Source organism: Azospirillum terrae, from assembly GCF_053470425.1.
In genome coordinates this window covers 1,078,366-1,100,500 of record NZ_JBPXMR010000001.1, presented here as the reverse complement: position 1 = coordinate 1,100,500, position 22,135 = coordinate 1,078,366, and the positions used below count along the sequence as shown (strand labels likewise).

At 67.5% G+C, this 22,135-nt stretch carries 25 protein-coding genes; 17 read left to right on the top strand and 8 right to left on the bottom strand.

Features of this window, described 5'->3' with window-relative positions; translation table 11 throughout:
* Positions 1-43 precede the first annotated feature (43 nt).
* From pqqA to arsC, 3 genes are all read right to left on the bottom strand, one after another.
* Positions 44-124 (bottom strand): pyrroloquinoline quinone precursor peptide PqqA, encoded by an 81-nt coding sequence (gene pqqA, locus ACSVDD_RS05230; RefSeq protein WP_109122904.1) that lies wholly within the window; start codon positions 122-124, stop codon positions 44-46.
* Between the two features lie 128 nt (positions 125-252).
* Positions 253-894 carry a 2OG-Fe(II) oxygenase gene (locus ACSVDD_RS05225; protein ID WP_448188225.1) on the bottom strand — a complete coding sequence of 214 codons (642 nt, stop codon included), beginning with the start codon at positions 892-894 and terminating at the stop codon, positions 253-255.
* A 132-nt stretch (positions 895-1,026) separates the two neighbouring features.
* Complete coding sequence (arsC, locus tag ACSVDD_RS05220; protein WP_448188224.1) at positions 1,027-1,371, bottom strand: arsenate reductase (glutaredoxin); 345 nt, start codon at positions 1,369-1,371, stop codon at positions 1,027-1,029.
* Between the two features lie 153 nt (positions 1,372-1,524).
* Here arsC and serA point away from each other — a divergent pair, with 153 nt between their 5' ends.
* Entirely contained in the window at positions 1,525-2,775 is a 1,251-nt protein-coding gene (gene serA / locus ACSVDD_RS05215) for a phosphoglycerate dehydrogenase (protein WP_448188223.1), read from the top strand.
* 44 nt (positions 2,776-2,819) lie between these two features.
* Complete coding sequence (locus tag ACSVDD_RS05210) at positions 2,820-3,533, top strand: hypothetical protein (protein ID WP_448188222.1); 714 nt, start codon at positions 2,820-2,822, stop codon at positions 3,531-3,533.
* Between the two features lie 104 nt (positions 3,534-3,637).
* Here ACSVDD_RS05210 and ACSVDD_RS05205 read toward each other — a convergent pair whose 3' ends face one another.
* Entirely contained in the window at positions 3,638-3,970 is a 333-nt protein-coding gene (locus ACSVDD_RS05205; RefSeq protein ID WP_448188221.1) for a hypothetical protein, read from the bottom strand.
* Between the two features lie 268 nt (positions 3,971-4,238).
* On the opposite strand from ACSVDD_RS05205, the gene had reads away from it, so the two are divergent.
* Genes had through ACSVDD_RS05165 form a run of 8 tightly spaced genes read left to right on the top strand, consistent with a single transcriptional unit; the run spans position 4,239 to position 12,151 of the window.
* The gene (gene had / locus ACSVDD_RS05200; RefSeq protein WP_448188220.1) at positions 4,239-5,282 is read left to right on the top strand and encodes a 6-hydroxycyclohex-1-ene-1-carbonyl-CoA dehydrogenase; all 1,044 of its coding nucleotides are present in this window, start codon (positions 4,239-4,241) and stop codon (positions 5,280-5,282) included.
* 17 nt (positions 5,283-5,299) lie between these two features.
* Complete coding sequence (gene oah / locus ACSVDD_RS05195) at positions 5,300-6,448, top strand: 6-oxocyclohex-1-ene-1-carbonyl-CoA hydratase (RefSeq protein ID WP_448188219.1); 1,149 nt, start codon at positions 5,300-5,302, stop codon at positions 6,446-6,448.
* Complete coding sequence (locus tag ACSVDD_RS05190) at positions 6,448-7,245, top strand: cyclohexa-1,5-dienecarbonyl-CoA hydratase (protein ID WP_448188218.1); 798 nt, start codon at positions 6,448-6,450, stop codon at positions 7,243-7,245. Before oah ends, ACSVDD_RS05190 begins: the two co-directional genes overlap by 1 nt.
* 3 nt (positions 7,246-7,248) lie before the next feature.
* The gene (bcrC, locus tag ACSVDD_RS05185; protein WP_448188217.1) at positions 7,249-8,430 is read left to right on the top strand and encodes a benzoyl-CoA reductase subunit C; all 1,182 of its coding nucleotides are present in this window, start codon (positions 7,249-7,251) and stop codon (positions 8,428-8,430) included.
* Positions 8,427-9,713, top strand: a complete 1,287-nt coding sequence (gene bcrB / locus ACSVDD_RS05180; RefSeq protein ID WP_448188216.1) for a benzoyl-CoA reductase subunit B — start codon at positions 8,427-8,429, stop codon at positions 9,711-9,713. The genes bcrC and bcrB overlap by 4 nt, the downstream gene beginning before the upstream one ends.
* A 14-nt stretch (positions 9,714-9,727) precedes the next feature.
* Positions 9,728-11,035 carry a benzoyl-CoA reductase subunit A gene (gene bcrA, locus ACSVDD_RS05175; protein WP_448188215.1) on the top strand — a complete coding sequence of 436 codons (1,308 nt, stop codon included), beginning with the start codon at positions 9,728-9,730 and terminating at the stop codon, positions 11,033-11,035.
* A 16-nt stretch (positions 11,036-11,051) separates the two neighbouring features.
* Complete coding sequence (gene bcrD / locus ACSVDD_RS05170) at positions 11,052-11,894, top strand: benzoyl-CoA reductase subunit D (RefSeq protein WP_448188214.1); 843 nt, start codon at positions 11,052-11,054, stop codon at positions 11,892-11,894.
* 11 nt (positions 11,895-11,905) lie between these two features.
* Positions 11,906-12,151, top strand: a complete 246-nt coding sequence (locus ACSVDD_RS05165; protein ID WP_448188213.1) for a YfhL family 4Fe-4S dicluster ferredoxin — start codon at positions 11,906-11,908, stop codon at positions 12,149-12,151.
* 96 nt (positions 12,152-12,247) lie between these two features.
* Here the strand turns inward: ACSVDD_RS05165 and ACSVDD_RS05160 are convergent, their stop codons facing one another.
* From ACSVDD_RS05160 to ACSVDD_RS05150, 3 genes are all read right to left on the bottom strand, one after another.
* Positions 12,248-12,679: a type II toxin-antitoxin system VapC family toxin gene (locus ACSVDD_RS05160; RefSeq protein WP_448188212.1), complete on the bottom strand. Its 432-nt coding sequence runs from the start codon at positions 12,677-12,679 to the stop codon at positions 12,248-12,250.
* Positions 12,676-12,978 carry a hypothetical protein gene (locus ACSVDD_RS05155; protein ID WP_448188211.1) on the bottom strand — a complete coding sequence of 101 codons (303 nt, stop codon included), beginning with the start codon at positions 12,976-12,978 and terminating at the stop codon, positions 12,676-12,678. The genes ACSVDD_RS05160 and ACSVDD_RS05155 overlap by 4 nt, the downstream gene beginning before the upstream one ends.
* 84 nt (positions 12,979-13,062) lie before the next feature.
* On the bottom strand, positions 13,063-13,302 hold the full coding sequence (locus ACSVDD_RS05150) for a hypothetical protein (RefSeq protein ID WP_448188210.1): 240 nt from the start codon (positions 13,300-13,302) through the stop codon (positions 13,063-13,065).
* Positions 13,303-13,405: 103 nt separating this feature from the next.
* Between ACSVDD_RS05150 and ACSVDD_RS05145 the strand changes: the two genes are divergently transcribed.
* Positions 13,406-15,340, top strand: a complete 1,935-nt coding sequence (locus ACSVDD_RS05145) for an autotransporter domain-containing protein (protein ID WP_448188209.1) — start codon at positions 13,406-13,408, stop codon at positions 15,338-15,340.
* Here the strand turns inward: ACSVDD_RS05145 and ACSVDD_RS05140 are convergent, their stop codons facing one another.
* The gene (locus ACSVDD_RS05140; protein WP_448188208.1) at positions 15,341-16,267 is read right to left on the bottom strand and encodes a GNAT family N-acetyltransferase; all 927 of its coding nucleotides are present in this window, start codon (positions 16,265-16,267) and stop codon (positions 15,341-15,343) included. It lies immediately after the preceding gene.
* A 178-nt stretch (positions 16,268-16,445) separates the two neighbouring features.
* On the opposite strand from ACSVDD_RS05140, the gene fabG reads away from it, so the two are divergent.
* The 6 genes from fabG (at position 16,446) to ACSVDD_RS05110 (ending at position 22,100) form a co-directional block, all read left to right on the top strand.
* The gene (gene fabG, locus ACSVDD_RS05135; RefSeq protein WP_448188207.1) at positions 16,446-17,162 is read left to right on the top strand and encodes a 3-oxoacyl-ACP reductase FabG; all 717 of its coding nucleotides are present in this window, start codon (positions 16,446-16,448) and stop codon (positions 17,160-17,162) included.
* A 299-nt stretch (positions 17,163-17,461) separates the two neighbouring features.
* The gene (locus tag ACSVDD_RS05130; RefSeq protein ID WP_448188206.1) at positions 17,462-18,652 is read left to right on the top strand and encodes an ABC transporter substrate-binding protein; all 1,191 of its coding nucleotides are present in this window, start codon (positions 17,462-17,464) and stop codon (positions 18,650-18,652) included.
* A gap of 105 nt (positions 18,653-18,757) precedes the next feature.
* A complete protein-coding gene (locus ACSVDD_RS05125; protein ID WP_448188205.1) occupies positions 18,758-19,624 on the top strand; it encodes a branched-chain amino acid ABC transporter permease in 867 nt (288 codons plus the stop codon).
* Positions 19,625-19,628: 4 nt separating this feature from the next.
* A complete protein-coding gene (locus ACSVDD_RS05120; protein ID WP_448188204.1) occupies positions 19,629-20,639 on the top strand; it encodes a branched-chain amino acid ABC transporter permease in 1,011 nt (336 codons plus the stop codon).
* Positions 20,632-21,387, top strand: coding sequence for an ABC transporter ATP-binding protein (locus ACSVDD_RS05115; RefSeq protein WP_448188203.1), 756 nt, complete (start codon positions 20,632-20,634; stop codon positions 21,385-21,387). Before ACSVDD_RS05120 ends, ACSVDD_RS05115 begins: the two co-directional genes overlap by 8 nt.
* Positions 21,384-22,100 carry an ABC transporter ATP-binding protein gene (locus tag ACSVDD_RS05110; RefSeq protein WP_448188202.1) on the top strand — a complete coding sequence of 239 codons (717 nt, stop codon included), beginning with the start codon at positions 21,384-21,386 and terminating at the stop codon, positions 22,098-22,100. The genes ACSVDD_RS05115 and ACSVDD_RS05110 overlap by 4 nt, the downstream gene beginning before the upstream one ends.
* The last annotated feature ends 35 nt before the right edge of the window (positions 22,101-22,135 follow it).

Below are 22,135 nucleotides of genomic sequence, written 5' to 3'. Positions count from 1 at the left end.
CCGTCCGGCGGACGGACGGCCCGTGTTCGTCGTGAGGGCGGGCTTAGAGATCCGCGCAGGCGTAGGCGTTGATCTCGGTGCCGACCGCGATTTCGACGATCTTGGGCTTGCGCCAGGTCTTCATGGGGACTCCCTCCAGTGCTCGGATGCCGGTCTTGGCAAAATCCGGTTTGCCCGGATTTGTTCATCAAGCGTACTGAGGAAGGTCCCCACCATCCATGCTACTTTGGTCGAAGCCCATGGGGCATGCGGCTACGCCGCGATCTTGCCGATGCCGAACAGGCGCTTGAACTTCTTCACCTTGGCGGTGAAGCGGTGGCGGGCGTGTTCGCGCGCCATCGAGGCGCGGTCGACGCAGTAGTTCATCATCACATAGCGCCGCTCGCCCTCGAACGAGGTGTGGCCGTGCCACGCCTCGGGCGTGCACTTGAAGGCGAACAGCAGGCCGCCCTGCGGCGCCACCTGACCGGCGAAGTTGGTGATGTCGCCGGGGCCGCGCAGCGTGCGCAGCCAGCCGTCCGGGCTCTGCCAGCTGTCGTTCAGGTACAGCAGCAGGGTGACCATCTTGAAATCGGCGTCCAGGTGGATCTGGCCGTCGCGGGCGCGGGCGCGGGAGCGCACGGTGGTCATGGTCGGGCGGTTCGCCAGATCGACGCCGAACTTCTCGCCCATGATGGCGCCGAGTTCGGCGCTGTTCATGTCCTTGAGCAGCGCGTCGAAGGCCGGCCCGCCGCTGACCTCCTCGACCGGGAAGAGGCCGGGCATGTCGATGCCGGGGAAATCGTCCATGACCTTCCGCAGCCGTTCGCCGTTCAGGAAGTTCGGGACCACGAGGTGCGGGAACGGGTCGTTCGACACGGTCGCGGCCTTTACAGCCTCGAGGTCCAGGATCATGGGTCACTCTCTCCGGTTCGGATGCCCCCGGACGCACGGGGGCGGGCATGGGGACGGGATGCTGTGGACCCTAACGGAGTTAACCCGTTCGGCTCCACGCGCCCACTTGTCGCACCTCGCGGGAGGGGAAGTCTAGAGGATCTCCAGCACCTGTTCCGGCGGGCGGCCGAGGCGAGCCCGGGCGCCCTTCACCACGATGGGGCGCTCGATCACGGCCGGGTTGGCGACCATGGCGGCGATCAGCTGGGCGTCTGGCAGATCCTTGGCGACGCCGGCCTCGGCGGCTTCCTTGGCGCGCAGGATCTCGGCCGGGCGCTTGCCGAGCTTGGCGAGGATGTCCGCCAGTTCGGCGGCGCTGGGCGGCGTCTTCAGGTAATCCACGACTCGCGGCTCGACGCCATTGGCCTGGAGCAGTTCCAGCGTCTGGCGCGACTTGCTGCAACGCGGGTTGTGGTAGATGGTCACGGTGTCGGTCATGGCCGCCTCTCTCAATCCTTTGGTCTGCCTGCCCACAGATAGCTTGGTCTGCGCGGCACGCCAAGCGGCCATGCTGCACCGCCGAAGCCCGTGACAACAAATCGCGAGGACGCTACCTTGCGCCCTCGCCGATTTTAGAACCGGGTGCCTGCCGTGACCAAGCTGTCGTTCTCCAAGGAAAAGATCCAGATCCTGCTGCTCGAAGGCGTGCACGACAACGCCATCTCCGAGTTGGAGGCGCGCGGCTACGCCACGATCGAGCGCCTGCCTTTGGCGCTGGACGAGGCGGAACTGATCGAGCGCATCGGCTCGGTGCACATGCTGGGCATCCGCTCGCGCACGCAGCTGACCGCCAAGGCGCTGGAGGCGGCGGAGCGGCTGTTCAGCGTCGGCTGCTTCTGCATCGGCACCAACCAGGTGGACCTGAAGGCGGCCCGCGCGCGCGGCATTCCGGTGTTCAACGCGCCGTACTCCAACACCCGCTCGGTGGCGGAGCTGGTGATCGGCGAGATCATCATGCTGATGCGCGGCATCTTCTCCAAGTCGACCCTGGTGCACGCCGGCGGCTGGATGAAGTCGGCCAAGGACTCTTACGAGATCCGCGGCAAGACGCTGGGCATCGTCGGCTACGGCCACATCGGCACGCAGGTGTCGATCATGGCCGAGGCGATGGGCATGCAGGTGCGCTACTACGACGTGGCGCGCAAGCTGGCGCTGGGCAACGCGCGCCCCTGCGACACGCTGGACGAGCTGCTGGCGACCTCCGACGTGGTGACGCTGCACGTGCCGGACACGGCGCAGACCCGCAACATGATCGGCCCGGCGCAGATCAAGGCGATGAAGAAGGGCGGCTACCTGATCAACGCCGCGCGCGGGAAGGTGGTGGACATCCCGGCGCTGGTCGGGGCGCTGGAGAGCCGGCACCTGCTGGGCGCCGCCATCGACGTCTTCCCCAAGGAGCCGGGCGGCGACAAGGAAGCGTTCGAGAGCCCGCTGCGCAACCTCGACAACGTCATCCTGACGCCGCACATCGGCGGCTCGACCCTGGAGGCGCAGGCCAACATCGGCACCGAGGTGGCGCAGAAGCTGATCGAGTATTCCGACAACGGCTCGACCATCGGGGCGGTGAACTTCCCGCAGGCCGGCCTGCCGGTGCACGACGGGGCGACGCGCTTCCTGCACATCCACCGCAACGTGCCGGGCGTGCTGCGCAAGATCAACGACGTGTTCTCGTCGCGCGACCTGAACATCGCCGCGCAGTATCTGCAGACGGACCCGGAACTGGGCTACGTCGTCATCGACGCCGACGGCGATGTGGACGAGGGCGACGTCCTCAACGATCTGCGCGCCATCGACGGCACGCTGCGCACGCGCTTCCTCTATCCGGGGCAGCCTAGCCGCTGAGGCGGATCTTGCGGCGGTGCCGGACCACCCCGAGATATGACGGGATGATCCCGCACCGCCTCCTCCTTACGGCCCTGGCGCTGCTCGCCGTGCCGGCGCTGACCCGGCCGGCGGCGGCGCAGGGTGCGGGCTGTCCGCGATTCGACCGGCCGGCGTTGCAGATCGACACGCAGGTGATGCCGCTCAAGCGCGACTTCGACAAGACGCTGCCGCAGCTCCAGGCCATGCCCGGCCGGTCTGCGGGGCCGGTGGGGGCGCAAAACGGGCAGGTGCTGGGGCTGGCGCACGCCACCTTCGGCGAGCGCTGGCAGGTCGGCGCCAATTACACGCCGCAGCCGGGCGGTTCGGTCTGCGCCGCGCTGTCCAAGCTGACCGTCAATTTCGGATTCCAGGAGCGCATCGTCTATGTGGCGCGCGAGCTGCCGCAGGGCAGCTGCATCCAGCGCGAGGTGCTGAACCACGAGATGAAGCACGTCGCAACGGACGAAGCGCTGCTGCGCGAGTTCATGCCCGGCTTCCGGCGCCGGCTGGAGACGGTCATCGGCCGCCTGGGCACCGTAAGGGCGCGCAGCCAGGAGCAAGCCATGGCGACGCTGCGCCAGCCCATCGACGCGGCGTTCCGTGAGCTGATGCGGGAATTCACCGCCGAGCGCGAGAAGCGTCAGGCCAAGGTGGACACGCTGGAGGAATACAAGCGCGTCTCCAAGAGCTGCGACGGTGAGCTAGCGAAGTACGTGAAGGGGAAGGGGCGGCTGTAGTGCGCAGCGCTGCGGAAAACGCTGCTGGGGCATTGAGCCCCCGCGGCCTCATGGCCGCGAAGCCAAGGCCGCGGATGCGGCCGCCCGGCGTCTGAGGGAAAAGCTCAAGCCGCCCGCGAGCTGCGCTGCTTCGGCGTGGTCTCGATGACCTGGAATCCGTAGGTCTTCGCCAGAGCCCGCACCGACGACGCCCACGCCATCCGCAGGATGGTCAGTTCGGTCAGCGGGTCGAGCTGACCGTCGTAGATCATCGCCGCCACCTGGGAAATCAGGCTCTCCCGGCGCAGTTCCGTGGGCAGCTTCTTCTCGACGCGCAGCAACCGGGTGGCCAGCAGCCGGGTCGGGTGCTGCTTGCGCCGCGTTTCCATCTGGGTGAGGAAGCGGCCGATCGCCGCGAGTTCCTCGCGCAGGTCGTCGCTGATCATCATCCCCTGCATGACACGCTCCAACGCTTGACCGCTTGATTCGTCTTCAGGCTAGCCAGCCGGTGGTGCGTCCGCTGTGACGGTGGTCACAGATCCCCCGAATTCGCAAATGTTAGCGGCGCTGATGATCGGGTTGCAAAACGGGGCTTGACGGCAAATAGGTAATTCGGTACTGCTATGCGTAATTGAAACGGGACGGCGGCGCTTCGGGATCGAAGCGGATCCGGCAAGAACCCGAAGGAGGAGACGACCCTTGTCACCACAGCCTCATCGATGGGTGATGACCGCCGCGGGCGAACCGATGGCGCAGGTGCCGATGGACCCCACGCCCGGTCCGGGCGAGGTGGTTGTGCAGATCGCCGGCTGCGGCGTCTGCCACACGGACCTCGGCTACTACTACGACGGCGTGCGCACCAACCAGCCGCTGCCGCTGACGCTGGGGCACGAGATTTCGGGCCGGGTGTCCGCGGTGGGCGCCGGCGCCGAGTCCTGGCTGGGCAAGGCGGTGATCGTCCCGGCGGTGGTTCCCTGCGGCACCTGCGACCTGTGCAAGCGCGGCAAGGGCACGATCTGCCCGAACCAGAAAATGCCCGGCAACGACATCCAGGGCGGCTTCGGCACCCACATCGTGGTGCCGGCCTACGGCCTGTGTCCGGTGGACGAGACGCGCCTCGCCGCGGTCGGGCTGGAACTGGCCGACGTCTCGGTGGTCGCCGACGCGGTGACCACGCCCTATCAGGCGGTGGTGCAGGCGGGCGTGCAGCCCGGCCAACTCGCCATCGTCATCGGCGTCGGCGGCGTCGGCACCCACTGCGTGCAGGTGGCGGCGGCGTTCGGGGCGACGGTGGTGGCGCTCGACGTCGATCAGGACAAGCTGAACGCGCTTGCCGAGTACGGTGCCGCCAAGACCTTCAACGTCCGCGAGTTCGACGCGCGCGCGCTGAAGAAAGAAATCGGCGCCTTCGCCAAGGCGCAGGGACTGAGCCAGCGCGAGTGGGTGATCTTCGAGTGCTCCGGCACCGGTGCCGGCCAGACCACCGCCTACAATCTGCTGGTCCACGGCGCCACGCTGTGCGTCGTCGGCTTCACCATGGACAAGGTCGAGGTGCGGCTGTCGAACCTGATGGCCTTCCACGCCCGCGCGCTGGGCAACTGGGGCTGCCCGCCGGAGCTGTACCCCGCGGCGCTGGACCTCGTGCTCGACGGCAAGATCAAGCTGGCGCACTTCGTGGAGCGCCACCCGCTCAACGACATCAACCACGTCTTCCACGAGGCCCACGCGCGCAAGCTGAAGCGCCGCGCCATCCTCGTGCCGGCGGCGTGACGGGAGGAAACAGACCAATGACCGCCGATACCAAATCCGTCATCCGCAGCACCGCCCCGGCCGAGGTCAAGGACCATGACCTCGCGCTGGTCGAGTTCAACGGCCCGGCGCCGAGCGTTCTGTTCGAGAAGCGCCCGGCCCGCCGTCCGGACGGCAGCGTCGTTCCGGGGCTGTTCAACGCCTGGATCACCCTGAACAACCCGGCGCAGTTCAACAGCTACACCACCGACATGGTGAAGAAGGTCATCCTCGGCTTCCGCGCCGCGTCGAACGCGCGGGACGTGGTGTGCGTGGTGTTCACCGGGGCTGGCGACAAGGCCTTCTGCACCGGCGGCAACACCAAGGAATACGCCGAGTACTACGCCGGCAACCCGCAGGAATACCGGCAGTACATGCGGCTGTTCAACGACATGGTCTCGGCCATCCTGGGCTGCGACAAGCCGGTGATCTGCCGCGTCAACGGCATGCGCATCGGCGGCGGCCAGGAAATCGGCATGGCCTGCGACTTCACCGTCGCCCAGGACATGGCCCGCTTCGGTCAGGCCGGGCCGAAGCACGGCTCCGCCCCGATCGGCGGCGCCACCGACTTCCTGCCGGTTCTGGTCGGCAACGAGCGGGCCATGGAGTCCGGCGTGCTGTGCGAGCCGTGGTCGGCGCACCGCGCCTACCGCGAGGGCATGATCACCGACATCGTCCCGGCGCTGAAGGTGGACGGCAAGTTCGTCGCCAACCCGCTGGTGTGGACCGACAGGTATCTCGACGACTACGGCCGCATCCTGCACGGCGAGGCCAAGACCGGCGACGATCTCGCCGAGGCCAAGGCGGTGATGAAGCAGGGCGTGGTTGACCTGTCCCTGCTCGACGAGAAGGTCGAGGCGCTGTGCGCCAAGCTGCTGCTGACCTTCCCGGACTGCACCACCAAGACCATCGAGGAACTCCGCAAGCCCAAGCTCCAGGCCTGGGACGCCAACAAGGAGAACTCGCGCGCCTGGCTGGCCCTCAACATGATGACGGAAGCCCGCGCCGGCTTCCGCGCCTTCAACGAGGGCACCAAGGAGGACCGCGAGATCGACTTCGTGGCGCTGCGTCAGGCGCTGGCCGTCGGCACGCCGTGGACGCCGGAACTGACCGAGAGCCTGATGCCCGGCGCCAAGGGGAAGGCGTGATGACCGCCCCACCTCTCTCCGAAGGGCCGCTCAAGGTCTGGCGTGAGCGCGACGGCCGCTTGCTGCGGCTGCGCCTCGCCCGGCCCAAGGCCAACATCGTCGATGCGGCGATGATCGGCGCGCTGGATGCGGCTCTCGCCGCGGCGGCGTTCCCCGATCCGGAGGCTCCGGCCATCCGCGCCGTGCTGCTCGACCACGAAGGCCCGCACTTCAGCTTCGGCGCCAGCGTGCAGGAGCATATGCCGGACAGCTTCAAGGGCATGCTGGCGGCGCTGCACCAGCTGGTCCTGCGCATGGTGGCCTATCCCGTGCCGATCCTGGTCTCGATCAAGGGCCAGTGCCTCGGCGGCGGGCTGGAGGTCGCCGCAAGCGGCCACCTGCTGTTCGCATCCCCCGACGCCAAGTTCGGCCAGCCGGAGATCGTTCTGGGCGTCTTCGCCCCGGCCGCCTCCTGCCTGCTGCCCGAGCGCATGCAACGCGGTGCCGCCGAGGACCTGCTGTACTCCGGCCGCAGCATCGATGCTGAGGAGGCCCTCCGCACCGGCCTGCTCAACGCCGTGGCCGACGACCCCGAGGCGGCGGCGCTGGCGTGGTTCGACACCCACGTCGCCAAGCATTCCGCCTCGTCCCTGCGCTTCGCAGTCGCCGCCGCCCGCCTCGACATGGTGGAGCGGGTGCGCAGCAAGCTCGCTTCCCTCGAAAGACTGTACATCGACGGCCTGATGTCGACGCGTGACGCCGTGGAAGGTCTCACGGCGTTTCTCGACAAGCGGGCCGCACACTGGGAGGACCACTGACCCATGCCCGCAAGCTCCCTCTCCACCGCGGCCATCACCGCGCGTTGCCAGGAACTTTTCGACGACCTGGACTTCACCGCCGCGCGGGCCTGGAAGGACGCCGCGCCCGGCCGCAAGGTTGTCGGCTACATGCCGGTCTACGTGCCGCGCGAACTGATCCACGCCGCCAACATGCTGCCGCTCGGCATCCTCGGCGGCGGCGAGAACATGGAAGTCATCCACGGCGACGCCTACTACCAGAGCTACATCTGCCGTATCCCGCGCTCGACGCTGGAACTCGGCATCACCGGCAAGCTGGACTTCGTCGACGGCATGCTGTTCCCGTTCGTCTGCGACGTCATCCGCAACCTGTCGGGCATTTGGAAGCTGCTGTTCCCGAAGGTCTACACGCGGTTCTTCGACACGCCGCAGAACTACAAGGACGAGGTCGGCGGCTACTACTACGCCAAGGAACTCCAGGAACTCCGTGAGGGGCTGGAGCACCTGAGCGGCGCCAAGATCACCGACGAGGCGCTGCGCAACTCCATCGCCGTCTACAACGAGAACCGCCGGCTGGTCCGCGAGGTCTACGGGTTCCGTGCCCAGACGCCGTGGAAGGCGCCGTCCGCGGACGTCTACCTGCTGATGCGGGCCGGCAACGTGCTCCCGGTCGAGGAGCACAACCAGCTCATGAAGGACTACCTCGCCGCCGCGAAGGCCGAGGACCGGCCGGTGCGCGACAACTGCCGCGTCGTGCTGAACGGCGCCTTCTGCGAGCAGCCGCCGCTCAACCTCATCAAGTCGATCGAGATGTCCGGCTGCTACATCGTCGACGACGACTTCATGCTGGTGAACCGCTGGCTGATGGCGGACGTGCCGCTGGAGGGCGATCCGCTCGCCAACCTGGCACACGCCTTCCTGCACCAGTCGATCGAGACGGCGGCCAAGTACGTCACGAACGAGGAGGACAAGGGCAAGTTCCTGCTCCAGTCCGTGCGCAAGACCGGCGCCGAGGGGGTGATCTTCGCCGCGCCCAGCTTCTGCGACCCGGCGCTCCTCGAGCGGCCGATGCTGCAGGCCAAGCTGAAGGCGAACGGCATTCCGTACATCTCCTTCAAGTACGCCGAAAACTCCGGGCAGATGCAGCCCATCCGCGAACAGGCCGGCACCTTTGCCGATTCCATCAAGCTGTGGAGCGCCGCATGAGCCAGCAGGACGTCATCAAAGAAGCCTCGATGCTGAAGCAGAAGGAGATGATCGCCAACAACTACGATCTTCTCACCAGCACCAAGGATCACGGCCGCAAGGTGGCCTCCACCTTCGTCCCCGGCAACCTCAACGAGTTGATCATGTGCTTCGACATGCTCAACAACCTGCCGGAGATCAACGCCATCCAGAACGGGATGAAGAAGCTCTCGGGCAACTACATCACCGAGGCCGAGAAGGGGGGCCATTCCGAGGACGTCTGCACGTACGTCAAGGCCGACCTCGGCATGATGAAGCGCGGCAACCTCGCCCCCAACGGCAAGCCGCTGCCCGATCCGGACCTGCTGCTGCTCAGCTACACCGGCTGCTTCACCTTCATGAAGTGGTTCGAGCTGCTGCGCGCCGAGTACAACTGCCCGACCGTGATGCTGCACGTCCCCTACCAGGGCGATGGCCAGACCACGCAGAACATGCGAGACTACATCGTCAAGCAGCTGAAGGAAGATGTCATCCCGGCGCTGGAGAAGGTCTCGGGCGTCAAGTTCGACATCGACCGCCTGCGCGAGAACCTGCGCCGCTCGGCCAAGGCCGAGGATGATCTGGTCTGGGTGCTGGACACGGCGAAGAACAAGCCGACGCCGATCGACGCCTATTTCGGCGGCGTCTACTACATCGGCCCGATCTTCACCGCCTTCCGCGGCACCGACGACGCGGTCGAGTACTATCGCCTGCTGCGCGCCGAAATCGAGGAGCGCATGCGCCTCGGCCTCGGCCCGCTGACGCCGGAAGGCGAGATGAAGGAGCAGAAGTACCGGCTGGTGGTCGAAGGCCCGCCCAACTGGACCAGCTTCCGCGAGTTCTGGAAGATGTTCTACGACGAAGGCGCGGTGGTGGTGGCCTCCACCTACACCAAGGTCGGCGGCATGTACGACCAGGGCTTCCGCCACGATCCCGACAACCCGCTGGAGAGCCTCGCCGACTACTGCCTGGGTTGCTACACCAACCGCAACCTGCCGCAGCGCGTCGACCTGCTCGAGAAGTACGTCAACGAGTTCGAGGCCGATGGCCTGCTGATCAACTCGATCAAGAGCTGCAACAGCTTCTCGGCCGGCCAGCTTTTGATGATGCGCGAGATCGAGAAGCGCACCGGCAAGCCCGGCGCCTTCATCGAAACCGATCTGGTGGACCCGCGCTACTTCTCGGCGGCGAACGTCAAGAACCGCCTGGAAAGCTACTTCCAGATGATCGACCAGAAGCGCCGCGCCTTCGCTCCGGCCGCCTGAGGGGGAAACGCACCATGAAGTGTTTCATCGGCATCGACCTCGGCTCCACGACCACCAAGGCGGTGGTCATGGACGAGAACTGCGCGGTGCTCGGCCGCGGCATCACCAACTCGCGCTCCAACTACGACACGGCGGCCGCGGTCTCCAAGCGGGAGGCGCTGATCGACACGCGCTTCACGCTGGTCCGCCGCGGTCTGACCGACGTGTCGTCGCTGTCCGGCAAGGTTGACGGCTTCCTCTCCGACCTGGAGCGCCACTTCCGCCGCGTCCAGTTCGTCGATCAGCTGACCGACCTGGAAGAGACCTGCATCCGCAACACCGCGGGTCCCCGCTTCGCCGGCCGTGAGAAGGCCATCCACGAGACGCTGGCGCACATTTTCGGCAAGCTGCGCCAGGAGTCGTTCGAGATCTTCGCCCCCGGCGCCAAGCGGCGCTCCGACTTCTTCCGCGACATCGCCGGCTCGCGCTTCATGACGGTGGCGACCGAGGCGTGCAAGGAGGCCGGACTGTCCTTCGACCTCGTGCTCAACGTCTACGACAAGTCGATCATCGAGGTGGAGAACCGGCCGCCGGCCGGCACCATGGAGTCGAAGTTCATCACCGCGCTGGACAGCACGCTGACCGACGGCGCCGGTGTTGACGCCGACGCCGTGCGCAAGCCGGTGGGGGCGGCGCTGGAGATCCCGCTGGAGGAGACCTACGTGGTCGGCACCGGCTACGGCCGCGTCCGCCTGCCGTTCCCCAAGGAGCACATCCGCTCGGAGATCCTGTGCCACGGGCTCGGCGCGCACATCATGTTCGGCGACACCCGCACCGTGCTCGACATCGGCGGCCAGGACACCAAGGCCATTCAGGTCGATCCGCACGGCATCGTCGAGAACTTCCAGATGAACGACCGCTGCGCGGCCGGCTGCGGACGCTATCTCGGCTACATCGCCGACGAGATGAACATGGGCCTGCACGAGCTGGGTCCGCTGGCGATGAAGTCCACCCGTTCGGTGCGCATCAACTCGACCTGCACGGTGTTCGCCGGGGCCGAGCTGCGCGACCGGCTGGCGCTGGGCGAGAAGCGCGAGGACATCCTGGCCGGTCTGCACCGCGCCATCATCCTGCGCGCCATGTCGATCATCTCGCGCTCCGGCGGCATCCGCGACCAGTTCACCTTCACCGGCGGCGTCGCCAAGAACGAGGCGGCGGTGCGTGAGCTGCGCAAGCTCATCAAGGAGAACTACGGCGACGTCACCATCAACATCGACCCCGACTCCATCTACACCGGTGCGCTGGGCGGCGCTGCATTCGCCCAGCGGGCGGTGATGAACTGACGCGGAGGATACGCCCATGACCATCACCGCAGGCATCGACATCGGCACCGGCTGCGTCAAGAGCGTGCTGTTCTCGTCCGAGAACGGCGAGACCAAGTGGCTCGCCCGCTCGCTGGAGCGCATCCGCCAGCGTGACCCCTACCAGTTGGCCGAGGAGTGCTACGACGGCCTCCTCGCCGAAACCGGGCTCAAGCGCGCCGACGTGGCGTACGTCGCCACGACCGGCGAGGGCGAGAACCTCGACTTCCACACCGGGCACTTCTACTCGATGACCACGCACGCCCGTGGCGCGATCTATCTGAATGCGAACGCCCGTGCGGCCCTGGACATCGGCGCCCTGCACGGCCGCGCCATCTCGGTGGACGAGCGCGGCAAGGTGCTGAGCTACCGCATGACCAGCCAGTGCGCCTCGGGCTCCGGCCAGTTCCTGGAGAACATCGCGCGCTATCTGGGCATCGCCCAGGACGAGATCGGCACGCTGTCGCAGCAGGCCGACGACCCGGAGAAGGTGTCCTCGATCTGTGCCGTGCTGGCGGAGACCGACGTCATCAACATGGTCAGCCGTGGCATCTCGGCCGCCAACATCCTGAAGGGCATCCACGTGTCGATGGCTGTGCGCCTCGCCAAGCTGCTGAAGGCGGTGGGTGCGGTGGACGGGGTGGCGCTGATGACCGGCGGCTTGGCGCTTGACGCCGGTCTGGTGGCGGCGCTGCGCGAGGCCATGGTGACCGAGAAGATCAACCTGGACGTCCGCGCCCACGAGGACTCGATCTTCGCCGGCGCCATCGGCGCCGCCTTGTGGGGCGCCTTCCGCCACGAGAAGCTGTACGGCCGGCAGCCGCTGGCGCTTGCGAGCTAAGGAGACCGACCATGGCCCTGTTGATCACCAGCGAATGCATTTCCTGTGACGCGTGCGTCTCGGTGTGCCCGAACGACTCCATCAGTCAGGGGTCGAGCGTCTACGTCATCAACGCCGAACTGTGCACCGAATGCGTTGGCGCCGAGGATGAACCTCAGTGCCGCACCGTGTGTCCCGTCGAGTGCATCATCGACGACCCGGACCGTCGCGAGTCTCGCGACGAATTGCAGGCGAAGTACCAGCGCCTGCATTCCTGATGTTTGCTGAGCGTCCTTCCGTGAGGAAAGGCTAAACTGAGGCGATCCCCCGCCAAAGCCCCTCCGTCCCATGTGGGCGGGGGGATTTTTTGCTTTTCAGACCGCCTCGCGGAGAGGATTGACGATCGCGACGCCGGCAAAGTCCTTCTCGTTGTCGGTGACGACGATGCAGTCGTTGGCCTCGGCAATCGCCGCGATGATCGTGTCGAGTGCGCTGCGCGGCTTCCCGTTCGCGGTTCCTTCGGCCATCAGCCGAGCCCAGATCAAGCCCGCCTTCTCGTCGAAGGGCAGCACGCGGCCGGCAAAGAGTGCAGAGGGGCCTTCCGGGCCGGAAAACCAGGCGTCGAGCTGGTCACGCTTGCGGCCGGCCGGCTTTTCCAGCACGCCGCGGCGGATTTCGGCGACGGTGAGCGAGGCGATGAACAGATCCTCGTCGATCTGCTCCGCCATCCAGGCCAGCAGCGATTCCGATGGGATCGGCTTGGTGACGTTGCTGATGATGTTGGTGTCGAGGAGATAGCGGGTCACAGGTCGACCTTGCGGCCGGTCTCATGGGACCGGGTAAGGTCGAGATCGGCATCGACCAGCGGTGAACGGCGCAGGGCGTCGAGGATGCCGCCCCTTCTCGGAGGTTCGCCGGCCATGCTCCGGCTGACCGTCGCCCGAAGCCGGGCGGCGTCGGGACCGTCGTCGGCGAGACGCCTTGCCAGAGAGCGGATGAGGTCACGGTCGGCGTCGAGGCCCAGCACCTCGAAGCGGGCCAGCCCGCGCTCGGTGAGGCGATTGCGATAGTTCTTGATCGCGCGATTCTGAGATGTGCTGCTCACGGCGGGCCTCCGCACTATAGCCGGTAATATATCTGGTTGCGGAGATGCCGGCAATGGGAGAGGCGCCGGCTGCTTGCAGCACGCTCACCGCCAATGGCCGCCGCCGTGCCCCCACCCGCCATGGCCGTGACCATAGTAGCCGTGCCCGCCGCCCCAGTAGCCGCCCCAGAAGCCGTAGACCTGCGGCTGCACGACCACGGGCGGGTAGGCGGGATAAGCGGGGTAGACTGGGTAGCCGGAGTAGCCCGGGTAGGGTTCATAGACCGCGCATCCGCCCAGAACGAACAGGCCGATACCGATCACCGCCGCTCTGAAGATTTTCATGGCACCGCTCGCGCCGAAGCTTGTTCACTCCATAAACACCCAGCGCGGGACCGTTATTCCCGATGCCTGTTGGGGGAGGAAACCACCACGCGCGGAGGGTCCCTTGCGCCGTACGCTTTTCGTGCACGCAACGCTCCCGATCCTGCTGGCGATGCCCGCCGGTGCGCTCGCGCAGAGCTACAGCGGCGTGCAGGCCTTTGGCGACAGCCTGACCGACAACGGCAATCTCTTCGCGCTCACCCGCGCCATCCAACCGGTGCCGGCCAGTCCGCCCTATTTCGACGGGCGATTCAGCAACGGCCCGGTCTGGGTCGAGCACCTGATGCCGCGCCTGGGCCTGCCGTCCACCGCGCTTGACGACCGCGCCTATGGCGGTGCCGAGACCGGGTTGGGGCCGAGCCCGTCGCCGGGGGTGCTGGCCCAGGTCAGCGGCGCGGTGACGTTCGGCCCGCGGCCGGGACCGAGCACGCTGGTGGTGGTCTGGGGCGGCGCCAACGACTACCGCAACCACGCCCGCACCGCGCCCGACCCGGCGGTCCTGGTGGACAGCGCCATCAACAATTTGCGGGACAGCCTGCAACTGCTGATCAACGCCGGGGCGCGCGAGATCCTGGTGCCCAACGTGCCGAACCTGGGCGACACGCCGGAGGGGCGGGAGCAGGACGCCACCGCACCCGGCACCGCGGCGCGCATCAACGCCATCATCGCCGGCCACAACGCCGCGCTGGCGCAGACGGTCGACCGGCTGCGACGGCCCGGCGTGCGGATCACGCTGCTGGACGTCAACGCGCTGTTCCGCGACGTGCTGACGGCGCCGGGGCGCTATGGCTTCACCAACACCACCGTGCCCTGCCTGTTGGGCGTGGCGCCGGACGTCGGGGCGGACTCGGGCGCCTGCTCGACGCCGCAGGGCGCCGCCACGACGGTGTTCTTCGACAAGCTGCACCCGACCACCGCCGCCCATGCGATCGTCGCGCAATTCGCCGACTCCACCCTGCGGGCGCCGATGGCCGGCGGCAACGCAGCGCCGGCCCGCGCGCAGATGGCGTTCCTCTCCGCCGCCGAGCAGGCGCGCGCCATCTCCGAACGCCTGGCGGCCTTGCGCGGCGGCTTCGGCGGGATCGGCGTGCTGGGCAGTGGGCTGTCGCCGCTGACCGGCGGCACGGCCGGCGGGGTGTCGGAGGGCAACCGGCTGGATGTCGGGGCGGCGAGCGACCGGCCGTTTGGCCTGTTCCTCTACGGCACGCACGATTGGGGCAACCGTGAGGCGCGCGAGGGGCAGGACGCCTTCCACTACCGCGGCTCGCTGGTGGCGCTGGGGGCGGACTACCGGGTGACGCCGGGGCTGACGCTGGGCGCCGCGATCGGCTACGGCTTCGGGTCGAGCAGCCTGGACGAGGGGAGGGCCGAGGCGCACAGCACCAAGCTCAGCGCCTATGCGGGGTATCAGGCGGGCGGATTCTACGCCGACGCCGATCTCGGCTACAGCTTCGACCAATACCCGGACATCCGCCGCAGCACCGGCTTCGCCTTCCTGCCGCAGGCGCGCGGCGAAACCCATGGCAACACGCTGAGCGCCGACGCCACCGTGGGATACGACGTGCCGGTGGGGACGCTGACGCTCGGGCCCTTCGTCGGTGGCCGATACGCGCGCATCCGCACGGATTCCTTCACCGAGCGCGATGCCGGGGCGCTGAACCTGCGCGTCGATGGGACCAGCGCCACCTCGCTGACCGGGGCGGTGGGGCTGCGGCTGGGTGGCGTGTTCAGCGCGGGCACGGCGAAGGTGGCGCCGCACGTGCGCCTCGCCTACGAGCACGAGTTCTCCCACGACGCCCGGCGCATCACCGCCAGCCTCAGCGGGGCGTCGCTGACCGCCGAGCCCGGCGTCGGTGCCCGCGACGCGCTGGTCGCCGGTGTCGGTGTGCGGGTGCAGGTCTCCGACCGGCTCAGTCTGGTGGCCGACTACGCCGGCACGCTGGCGCGCGCCGACGGTCGGGACCACTCGTTACTGGGCAAGGTCGAGGTGAAGTTCTGATTACCCCACCGGCTTCACGAAGCTCAGCCGCTGGGCCAGGGTGAAGCCGCTGCGGTCGAGGAAGCGCAGCAGCGGGAAGTCGTTCCACGCGACCTCGGTCGTCACGCGTTCGACGTGCAGCGAGCGCAGGTTGGTGAGGAGCTGCGACAAAAGTGCCTGACCCACCTGCTTCGACCGGTTGGCCGGATCGACGCCGATGGTGTCCATCACCGCCACCGGTTCGGTGCGGCCGAACTCGCCGAAGTCCACCCGCGCCATGACGAAGCCGACCGGCAGCCCCTCCGACTCCGCCACCAGCGACACCCGCACGCCGGAACGCTTCAGCACCTCGTCGGCCTTGCGGGCGTAGTAGGAGGCGCGGTCGCGGCCGGTGATGTGGCGGTCGATGCGGACGATGGCCGGCAGATCGCCCTCGGTCATTGAGCGGATGGTCATGCGGTCGCGCGGCAGCAGGCCGTCCTCGGCCTCCGATTCGTCGACGGGCGCCGCGGTCCGGTGCAGCACCAGGCGTTGCGCCAGCTGGAAACCCGAGGAGGAGAAGAAGGTGACGAGGCTGTGCTCGGTCCAGTCGGCCTCGGTGCGCAGTTCGCTGACGCCGCGGGACGCCAGCGCGTGATCCAGCCCGCTCAGCAGGCGCTGGCCGACGCAGAAGCCGCGGGCCGCTGGGTCCACGCCGATGGCGTCCAGCACGCCGACCGGCGCGGTGCCGCCGAACTCGCCGCTGCGCAGGTGTGCCAGCACGAATCCGACGACGCGCCCCTCGCGCAGCGCGGCCAGCCCGACGAAGTCCTGCGGGGTGCCGGACGACGCCTCGAAGCGTTTCTCGTAAAAGCCGCGGCGCACGCGGTCGGTGATCGCCTTGTCGATCTCCACCACGCGGTCGAGGTCGGCCGCCTTCAGTGGAAGGATGCTCATTTGCTCGGACATGAAACCTCCCGTTTCCGATAATTCGGTGTGTTGTGTAAGTAAAACCACTGCGACGCCACCGACATTGTCCAGTCGGAAAAGCGTGTCTCGCGAATGATCAAAAGAAAATGATTGCCGCGTGGCGGTGCTTGTGCGTAAATCATTGGTGAAACGAACAATATTTGTGTGGGGGGATAACATGGATGGAATCGGGTTCCGCTTCGACGGACGGACGGCGGTGGTCACCGGCGGGGCGCGCGGCATCGGCCGCGGCATCGCCGAGGAATTGCACCAGGCCGGCGCCGACGTTCACGTCTTCGATCGCATCGCCCCGGAGGATGAGGATCGGCTGAGCTTCCACTTGGTGGACATCACCGATTCCGCCAGCGTTGCCGCGGCGGTGGAGCGGTTGCCGCAGGCGCCGGTTCTGCTGGTCAACAACGCCGGCATCACCCGCGACCGCAGCCTGCTGAAAATGAGCGACGAGGAGTGGCGCTCGGTGCTCGACGTGAACCTGACCGGGGCGTTCAACACGCTGCGGGCGCTGGCGCCGGGCATGGTGGAGGCGGGTTACGGGCGCATCGTCAACGTGGTGTCGATCAACGGCCTGCGCGGCAAGTTCGGGCAGGCGAACTACGCCGCCTCCAAGGCCGGTCTGGTTGGCCTGACCAAGACCGCAGCGCGCGAGCTGGGGCCCAAGGGGGTGACGGTCAACGCGGTGGCGCCGGGCATGGTGCTGACCGAGATGACGCTGGCCCTCGCCCCGGAGTACCGGCAAAAGGCGCTGGACGAGGCGGTGTTGCCCCGCCTGCCCGAGGTGGCGGACATCGCGGCGGCCGTGCTGTTCCTGCTGTCCGAAGCCGCGCGCACCGTCACCGGCGAGGTGATCCGCGTCGATTCGGGGCAGTATATTTGAGGCGGCGCCCATGCGCTCCGTCCTGCTGATTGCCGGTAAAGCGCATTATGGTACTTGTTTACCGATTTGTCCATGTGTAGCATGCTGGTGATTGAGCATGCTCCAAGAGGGAGGGGCGAGCGGCATCGCCGGAGTCGGATAAGGCATTCCGATCACTGGCAGCGAAACGTCGTTTCTGGTATAACCGTACCAGAATATCAGGAGCCTAAAATCAAACAGGCCCGCAGATGGCACCGCCCGAAGACGTCACGCGAAGACTTCGGGCCGGGGCCATGGCTTCAAACCAGGGAGGAAGCCCCGTGTCCGACACTCCGTTCGTTGCCAATCGCCGTCAATTCCTTGCCTCAACCGCGGCCGGCGTTGCCGTCGCCGGACTGCCGCGTTTCGCCATGGCCGCGCCGGCCCGCGTCAAGGTCGGCCTCATGCTGCCGTACAGCGGCACCTACGCGTTGCTCGGCAACAACATCACCGACGGTTTCAAGCTGCGCCTCGCCGAGTTGGGCGAGAAGCTCGGCGGAGTCGAGGTGGAATTCGTCCGAGTGGATGACGAATCCGCCCCGCCCAAGGCCAAGGACAACGCCGCCAAGCTGATCGTCAAGGACAAGGTGGACGTGCTGGTCGGCACCGTGCACTCCGGCGTCGCCGAGGCGATGGCCCAGGTGGCGCGCGAGGAGGGCACGCTGACCATCGTGCCGAACGCCGGCTCCAATCGCCTGACGCGCGAACTGTGCGGGCCGAACCTGTTCCGCACCTCCTTCTCCAACTGGCAGGCGAACTTCCCCTGCGGCGACGTGATGCTGAAGGACGGCCACCGCAACGTGGCGCTGATCTCGTGGAACTACGCGGCCGGCAAGGAAATGCTGGACGGCTTCAAGGAAGCGTTCACTGCGGGCGGTGGCCGGATTGCCAAGGAATTCCTGCCCGACTTCCCGAAGGACGAGTTCCAGGCCTATCTGACCGAGATCGCCGCGCTCAAGCCGGACGCGGTCTACTGCTTCTTCTCCGGCGGCGGGGCGCTGAAGTTCATCAAGGACTACGCGGCGGCCGGCTTGCAAGGCAAGATCCCGCTGTATGGGCCGGGCTTCCTCACGGACGGCGTGCTGGCGGCGGCCGGGGCCGCGGCGGAGGGCATCAAGACGACGCTGCACTACGCGGTGACGCTCGACAATCCGGTCAACGTGAAGTTCCGCGAAGCCTTCCAGAAGGCCACGGGGCGTGAGGCCGACGTGTTCGCGGTGCAGGGCTATGACGCCGCCTCGCTGCTGGCCCAGGGGCTGACGGCGGTGAAGGGCGACATCAGCGCCAGGAAGGCGCTGTACGCCGCCATGGAAAAGGCGGAGATCGACAGCCCGCGCGGCAAGTTCACCCTGTCGAAGGCCCACAACCCGATCCAGGACATTTACCTGCGTCAGGTGAAGGACGGCAAGGAAGTGGTGCTGGGCGTCGCCGGCAAGGCGGTCAACGACCCGGCGACCGGGTGTAAGGCGTAGCGCTGGGCCTCTCCTCCCACCCACCCCTCCCCCGCTGGGCGGGGGAGGGGTGGGTGGGGGCAATGCCTTCCCGATGCAGGACTGTCGCCCGGAGACCGCGCGCGCATGGACGCAGCCTATTACCTGATTCAGATCCTCAACGGCGTGCAGTACGGCTTCCTGCTGTTTCTGGTCGCCAGCGGGTTGACGCTCATCTTCGGCATCATGGGGATCGTCAACCTGGCGCACGGCGCCTTCTACATGGTCGGCGCCTATCTGGCCTTCTGGCTCGACAGCGTCACCGGCAGCTTCACGCTGGCGCTGCTGGTCGGCGTGCCGGTCAGCGTGGCGCTGGGCCTCGCCATCGAGCGGTTCGGCTTCACCCACCTGTACCGGCGCGACCACCTCTATCAGGTGCTGTTCACCTTCGGGTTGATCCTGGTGATCGGCGAGTTGCGCTCGATCCTCTGGGGCAACGACGTCAACGGGGTGAACGTGCCGCCGCTGCTGGCCGGCTCGATCCCGCTGACCGAGACGCAGTCCTATCCCGTGTACCGGCTGTTCATCTCGGTCGCCTGCCTCGCCACCGCGGCGGGGCTGACGGGGCTCATCCGCTACACCAAGCTCGGCATGATGATCCGTGCCGGGGCCTCGAACCGTGAGATGGTGCAGGTGCTGGGCCTGGATGTGAACCGGCTGTTCATGGTGGTGTTCGCCATGGGCGTCGGGCTGGCGGCGTTCGCCGGGATGATCGCCGCGCCGGTCAACTCGGTGCACCCCGCCATGGGGGACGAGATCCTCATCATCTCCTTCGTCGTCGTGGTGATCGGCGGGGTGGGGTCCATCAAGGGCGCCTTCTGGGGCGCCATGCTCATCGGGCTGGCCGACACCTTCGGCGCGGTCTTCCTGCCGGAGGCCGCGGGCGTGGTGGTCTATGCGCTGATGGCGCTGGTCCTCGTCTGGCGGCCGAGCGGCCTGTTCGCGGGAGGGTGAGAGCATGCCGCACCGCAAGACCGCATTGCCAATCCTGTTCGCGGCCCTTTCCATGGCCATCGCGCTGTTCCCGCTGGTCGGGGACTCCTTCTACATCCGGCTGGTCGCCAAGATCGTCGTGCTCGGCATCCTGGCCATGAGCCTGGATTTGCTGGTCGGCTACACCGGGCTCATCAGCCTCGGGCACGCGGCGTTTTCCGGAACCGCCGGGTACGTGGCCGCGGTGCTGATCAACAAGACCGGGATCACCGATCTGCTGCCGCTGCTTGCCTGCTCGCTGGCGGCGTCGGGGCTGGTGGCGCTGGTTCTGGGCTGGATCAGCGTTCGCACCTCCGGCATCTACTTCATCATGATCACCCTGGCGCTCGGTCAGATGGTGTTCTTCTTCTTCCACGATCTGTCGTTCTGGGGCGGGGCGGACGGCGTCAACCTGTCCGACAAGCCGGCGCTGGCGCTGGGCGAGACCACGCTGCTCGACCTGTCCGTGCGCATCAACTTCTACTACACGGCGCTGGCGTGTCTGGTGGCGGTGTACCTGCTGCTGAGCATGGTGCTGCACGCGCCGTTCGGGCAGGTGCTGCGCGGCATCCGCATCAACGAGGCGCGGACGCGGGCGCTCGGCCACGACGTGCAGCGCTACAAGCTGGCCTGCTTCGTCATCGCCGGGCTGATCGCCGGGCTGGCCGGCTTCCTGGAGGTGGTGCGCGGCGGCTTCATCAGCCCGGCGCACCTGAATTGGCACGAGTCCGCCATGGTGCTGATCGTCGTCATCCTGGGCGGTATGGGCACGCTGGTCGGGCCGGTGATCGGCGCCTTCGCGCTGGTGCTGCTGGAGGACTGGGTGGCCGACCTCACCGACCACTGGAAGCTGGTGATCGGCCTGTTCGTCATCGGCGTCGTGCTGTTCCTGCCCAACGGGCTGATCGGCTCGCTGGCGAAGGGCGGCAAGTGCCGGCTCCGCCTGTTCCGGCAGCGGCCTAAGGAAACCCCGCGGGAGAGCGTCAGCGATGCCTGAGACCATCCTGGAAACCCGCAACCTGTCGCGCCAGTTCGGCGGCCTGCGCGCCGTGGCCGGCGTGTCGGTGGCCTTCGAGAAGGGCGTGGTGCACGCCGTGCTCGGCCCCAATGGGGCGGGCAAGACGACGCTGATCAACCTGCTGTCCGGTGATCTGCCGCCCAGCGACGGGATGATCCTGTTCAAGGGTCAGGACGTGACAGCCATGCCCGTGCACAAGCGCGTCGGCCTGGGAGTGGGGCGCAGCTACCAGAAGACCAATATCTTCCCCGAGCTGACCTGCCTGGATAATTGCTGGCTGGGCGCGCAGGCGCGGCTACCCGGCTGGCTGCACCTGATGCGCCCGGCCCGCCGCTACCCGGCGGTGCGTGACCGGGCGGAGCGGGCGCTGGTGCTGTGCGGCCTCGACCACCGCGCCGACGTGGCGGCCTCCGCGCTCAGCCATGGCGAGACGCGGCAGCTGGAGATCGGCATGATGCTGGCGACCGAGCCGGAACTCCTGCTGCTCGACGAGCCGCTGGCCGGCATGGGCGTCGAGGAATCCTGGCGCGTCATCGACCTGCTGAAGCGCCTGCGCGCCGAGCACACCATGATCCTGATCGAGCACGACATGGACGCGGTGTTCTCCATCGCCGAGCGCATCACCGTGATGGTCAACGGCGTCGAGCTGGAGACCGGCAGCGTCGAGCAGATCCGCTCCAGCGCCGCGGTGCGTGAAGCGTATCTCGGCGAGGAGCACGCGGCATGACGGACACGCCGATCATCGAAGCGCTCGGGCTGCACACGCACCTCGGCTCCAGCCACATCCTGCACGGCGTGTCGCTGCGGGTCGGGCGGGGGGAGGCGGTGTGCCTGCTGGGCCGCAACGGCATGGGCAAGACGACAACGCTGCGCACCATGCTCGGCCTGACCGCGCCCGACCAGGGCGAGATCCGCGTCAACGGGCGGGCGATGACCGGGGCGCCGCCGCACGCCATCGCCCGCCAGGGCATCGCCATGGTGCCGGAAGGGCGCGGGGTGTTCCCGAACCTGACCGTGCGCGAGAACCTCGTCATGGCCGCGCGGGCGGGTGTGGACGGCCGCTGCGAATGGACTTTCGAGCGGGTGATGGAGACCTTCCCGCGCCTTGCCATGCGGCTCGACAATCTGGGCAACCAGTTGTCGGGCGGCGAGCAGCAGATGGTCACCATCGGCCGGGCGCTGATGACCAACCCCGACCTGATCATCCTCGACGAGGCGACGGAGGGCTTGGCGCCGCTGATCCGCAAGGAGATCTGGGCGGTCATCCGCACCATCCGCGACGCCGGCATCGCCACGCTGGTGGTGGACAAGAACGTCAAGGATCTGCTGGCGCTGTGCGACCGGGCGCTGGTCATGGTCAAGGGCCGCATCGTGCTCGACGGGCCGACGGCCGAGCTTGCGCAAGACGAGGATGGCCTGATGCGCCACCTCAGCCTGTAACATCCACGAAAAGGCACCCCGCGGAGAATCGGGGG

Coding starts and splice junctions, on each gene's coding strand:
- ACSVDD_RS05120 (WP_448188204.1), top strand. CDS start 19,629: ATGCCGCACCGCAAGACCGCATTGCCAATCCTGTTCGCGGCCCTTTCC.
- ACSVDD_RS05125 (WP_448188205.1), top strand. CDS start 18,758: ATGGACGCAGCCTATTACCTGATTCAGATCCTCAACGGCGTGCAGTAC.
- ACSVDD_RS05225 (WP_448188225.1), bottom strand. CDS start 894: ATGATCCTGGACCTCGAGGCTGTAAAGGCCGCGACCGTGTCGAACGAC.
- ACSVDD_RS05150 (WP_448188210.1), bottom strand. CDS start 13,302: ATGAAAATCTTCAGAGCGGCGGTGATCGGTATCGGCCTGTTCGTTCTG.
- bcrB (WP_448188216.1), top strand. CDS start 8,427: ATGAGCCAGCAGGACGTCATCAAAGAAGCCTCGATGCTGAAGCAGAAG.
- bcrD (WP_448188214.1), top strand. CDS start 11,052: ATGACCATCACCGCAGGCATCGACATCGGCACCGGCTGCGTCAAGAGC.
- ACSVDD_RS05140 (WP_448188208.1), bottom strand. CDS start 16,267: ATGTCCGAGCAAATGAGCATCCTTCCACTGAAGGCGGCCGACCTCGAC.
- ACSVDD_RS05210 (WP_448188222.1), top strand. CDS start 2,820: ATGATCCCGCACCGCCTCCTCCTTACGGCCCTGGCGCTGCTCGCCGTG.
- bcrC (WP_448188217.1), top strand. CDS start 7,249: ATGCCCGCAAGCTCCCTCTCCACCGCGGCCATCACCGCGCGTTGCCAG.
- pqqA (WP_109122904.1), bottom strand. CDS start 124: ATGAAGACCTGGCGCAAGCCCAAGATCGTCGAAATCGCGGTCGGCACC.
- fabG (WP_448188207.1), top strand. CDS start 16,446: ATGGATGGAATCGGGTTCCGCTTCGACGGACGGACGGCGGTGGTCACC.
- bcrA (WP_448188215.1), top strand. CDS start 9,728: ATGAAGTGTTTCATCGGCATCGACCTCGGCTCCACGACCACCAAGGCG.
- had (WP_448188220.1), top strand. CDS start 4,239: ATGACCGCCGCGGGCGAACCGATGGCGCAGGTGCCGATGGACCCCACG.
- ACSVDD_RS05110 (WP_448188202.1), top strand. CDS start 21,384: ATGACGGACACGCCGATCATCGAAGCGCTCGGGCTGCACACGCACCTC.
- ACSVDD_RS05190 (WP_448188218.1), top strand. CDS start 6,448: ATGACCGCCCCACCTCTCTCCGAAGGGCCGCTCAAGGTCTGGCGTGAG.
- ACSVDD_RS05205 (WP_448188221.1), bottom strand. CDS start 3,970: ATGCAGGGGATGATGATCAGCGACGACCTGCGCGAGGAACTCGCGGCG.
- arsC (WP_448188224.1), bottom strand. CDS start 1,371: ATGACCGACACCGTGACCATCTACCACAACCCGCGTTGCAGCAAGTCG.
- ACSVDD_RS05115 (WP_448188203.1), top strand. CDS start 20,632: ATGCCTGAGACCATCCTGGAAACCCGCAACCTGTCGCGCCAGTTCGGC.
- oah (WP_448188219.1), top strand. CDS start 5,300: ATGACCGCCGATACCAAATCCGTCATCCGCAGCACCGCCCCGGCCGAG.
- ACSVDD_RS05165 (WP_448188213.1), top strand. CDS start 11,906: ATGGCCCTGTTGATCACCAGCGAATGCATTTCCTGTGACGCGTGCGTC.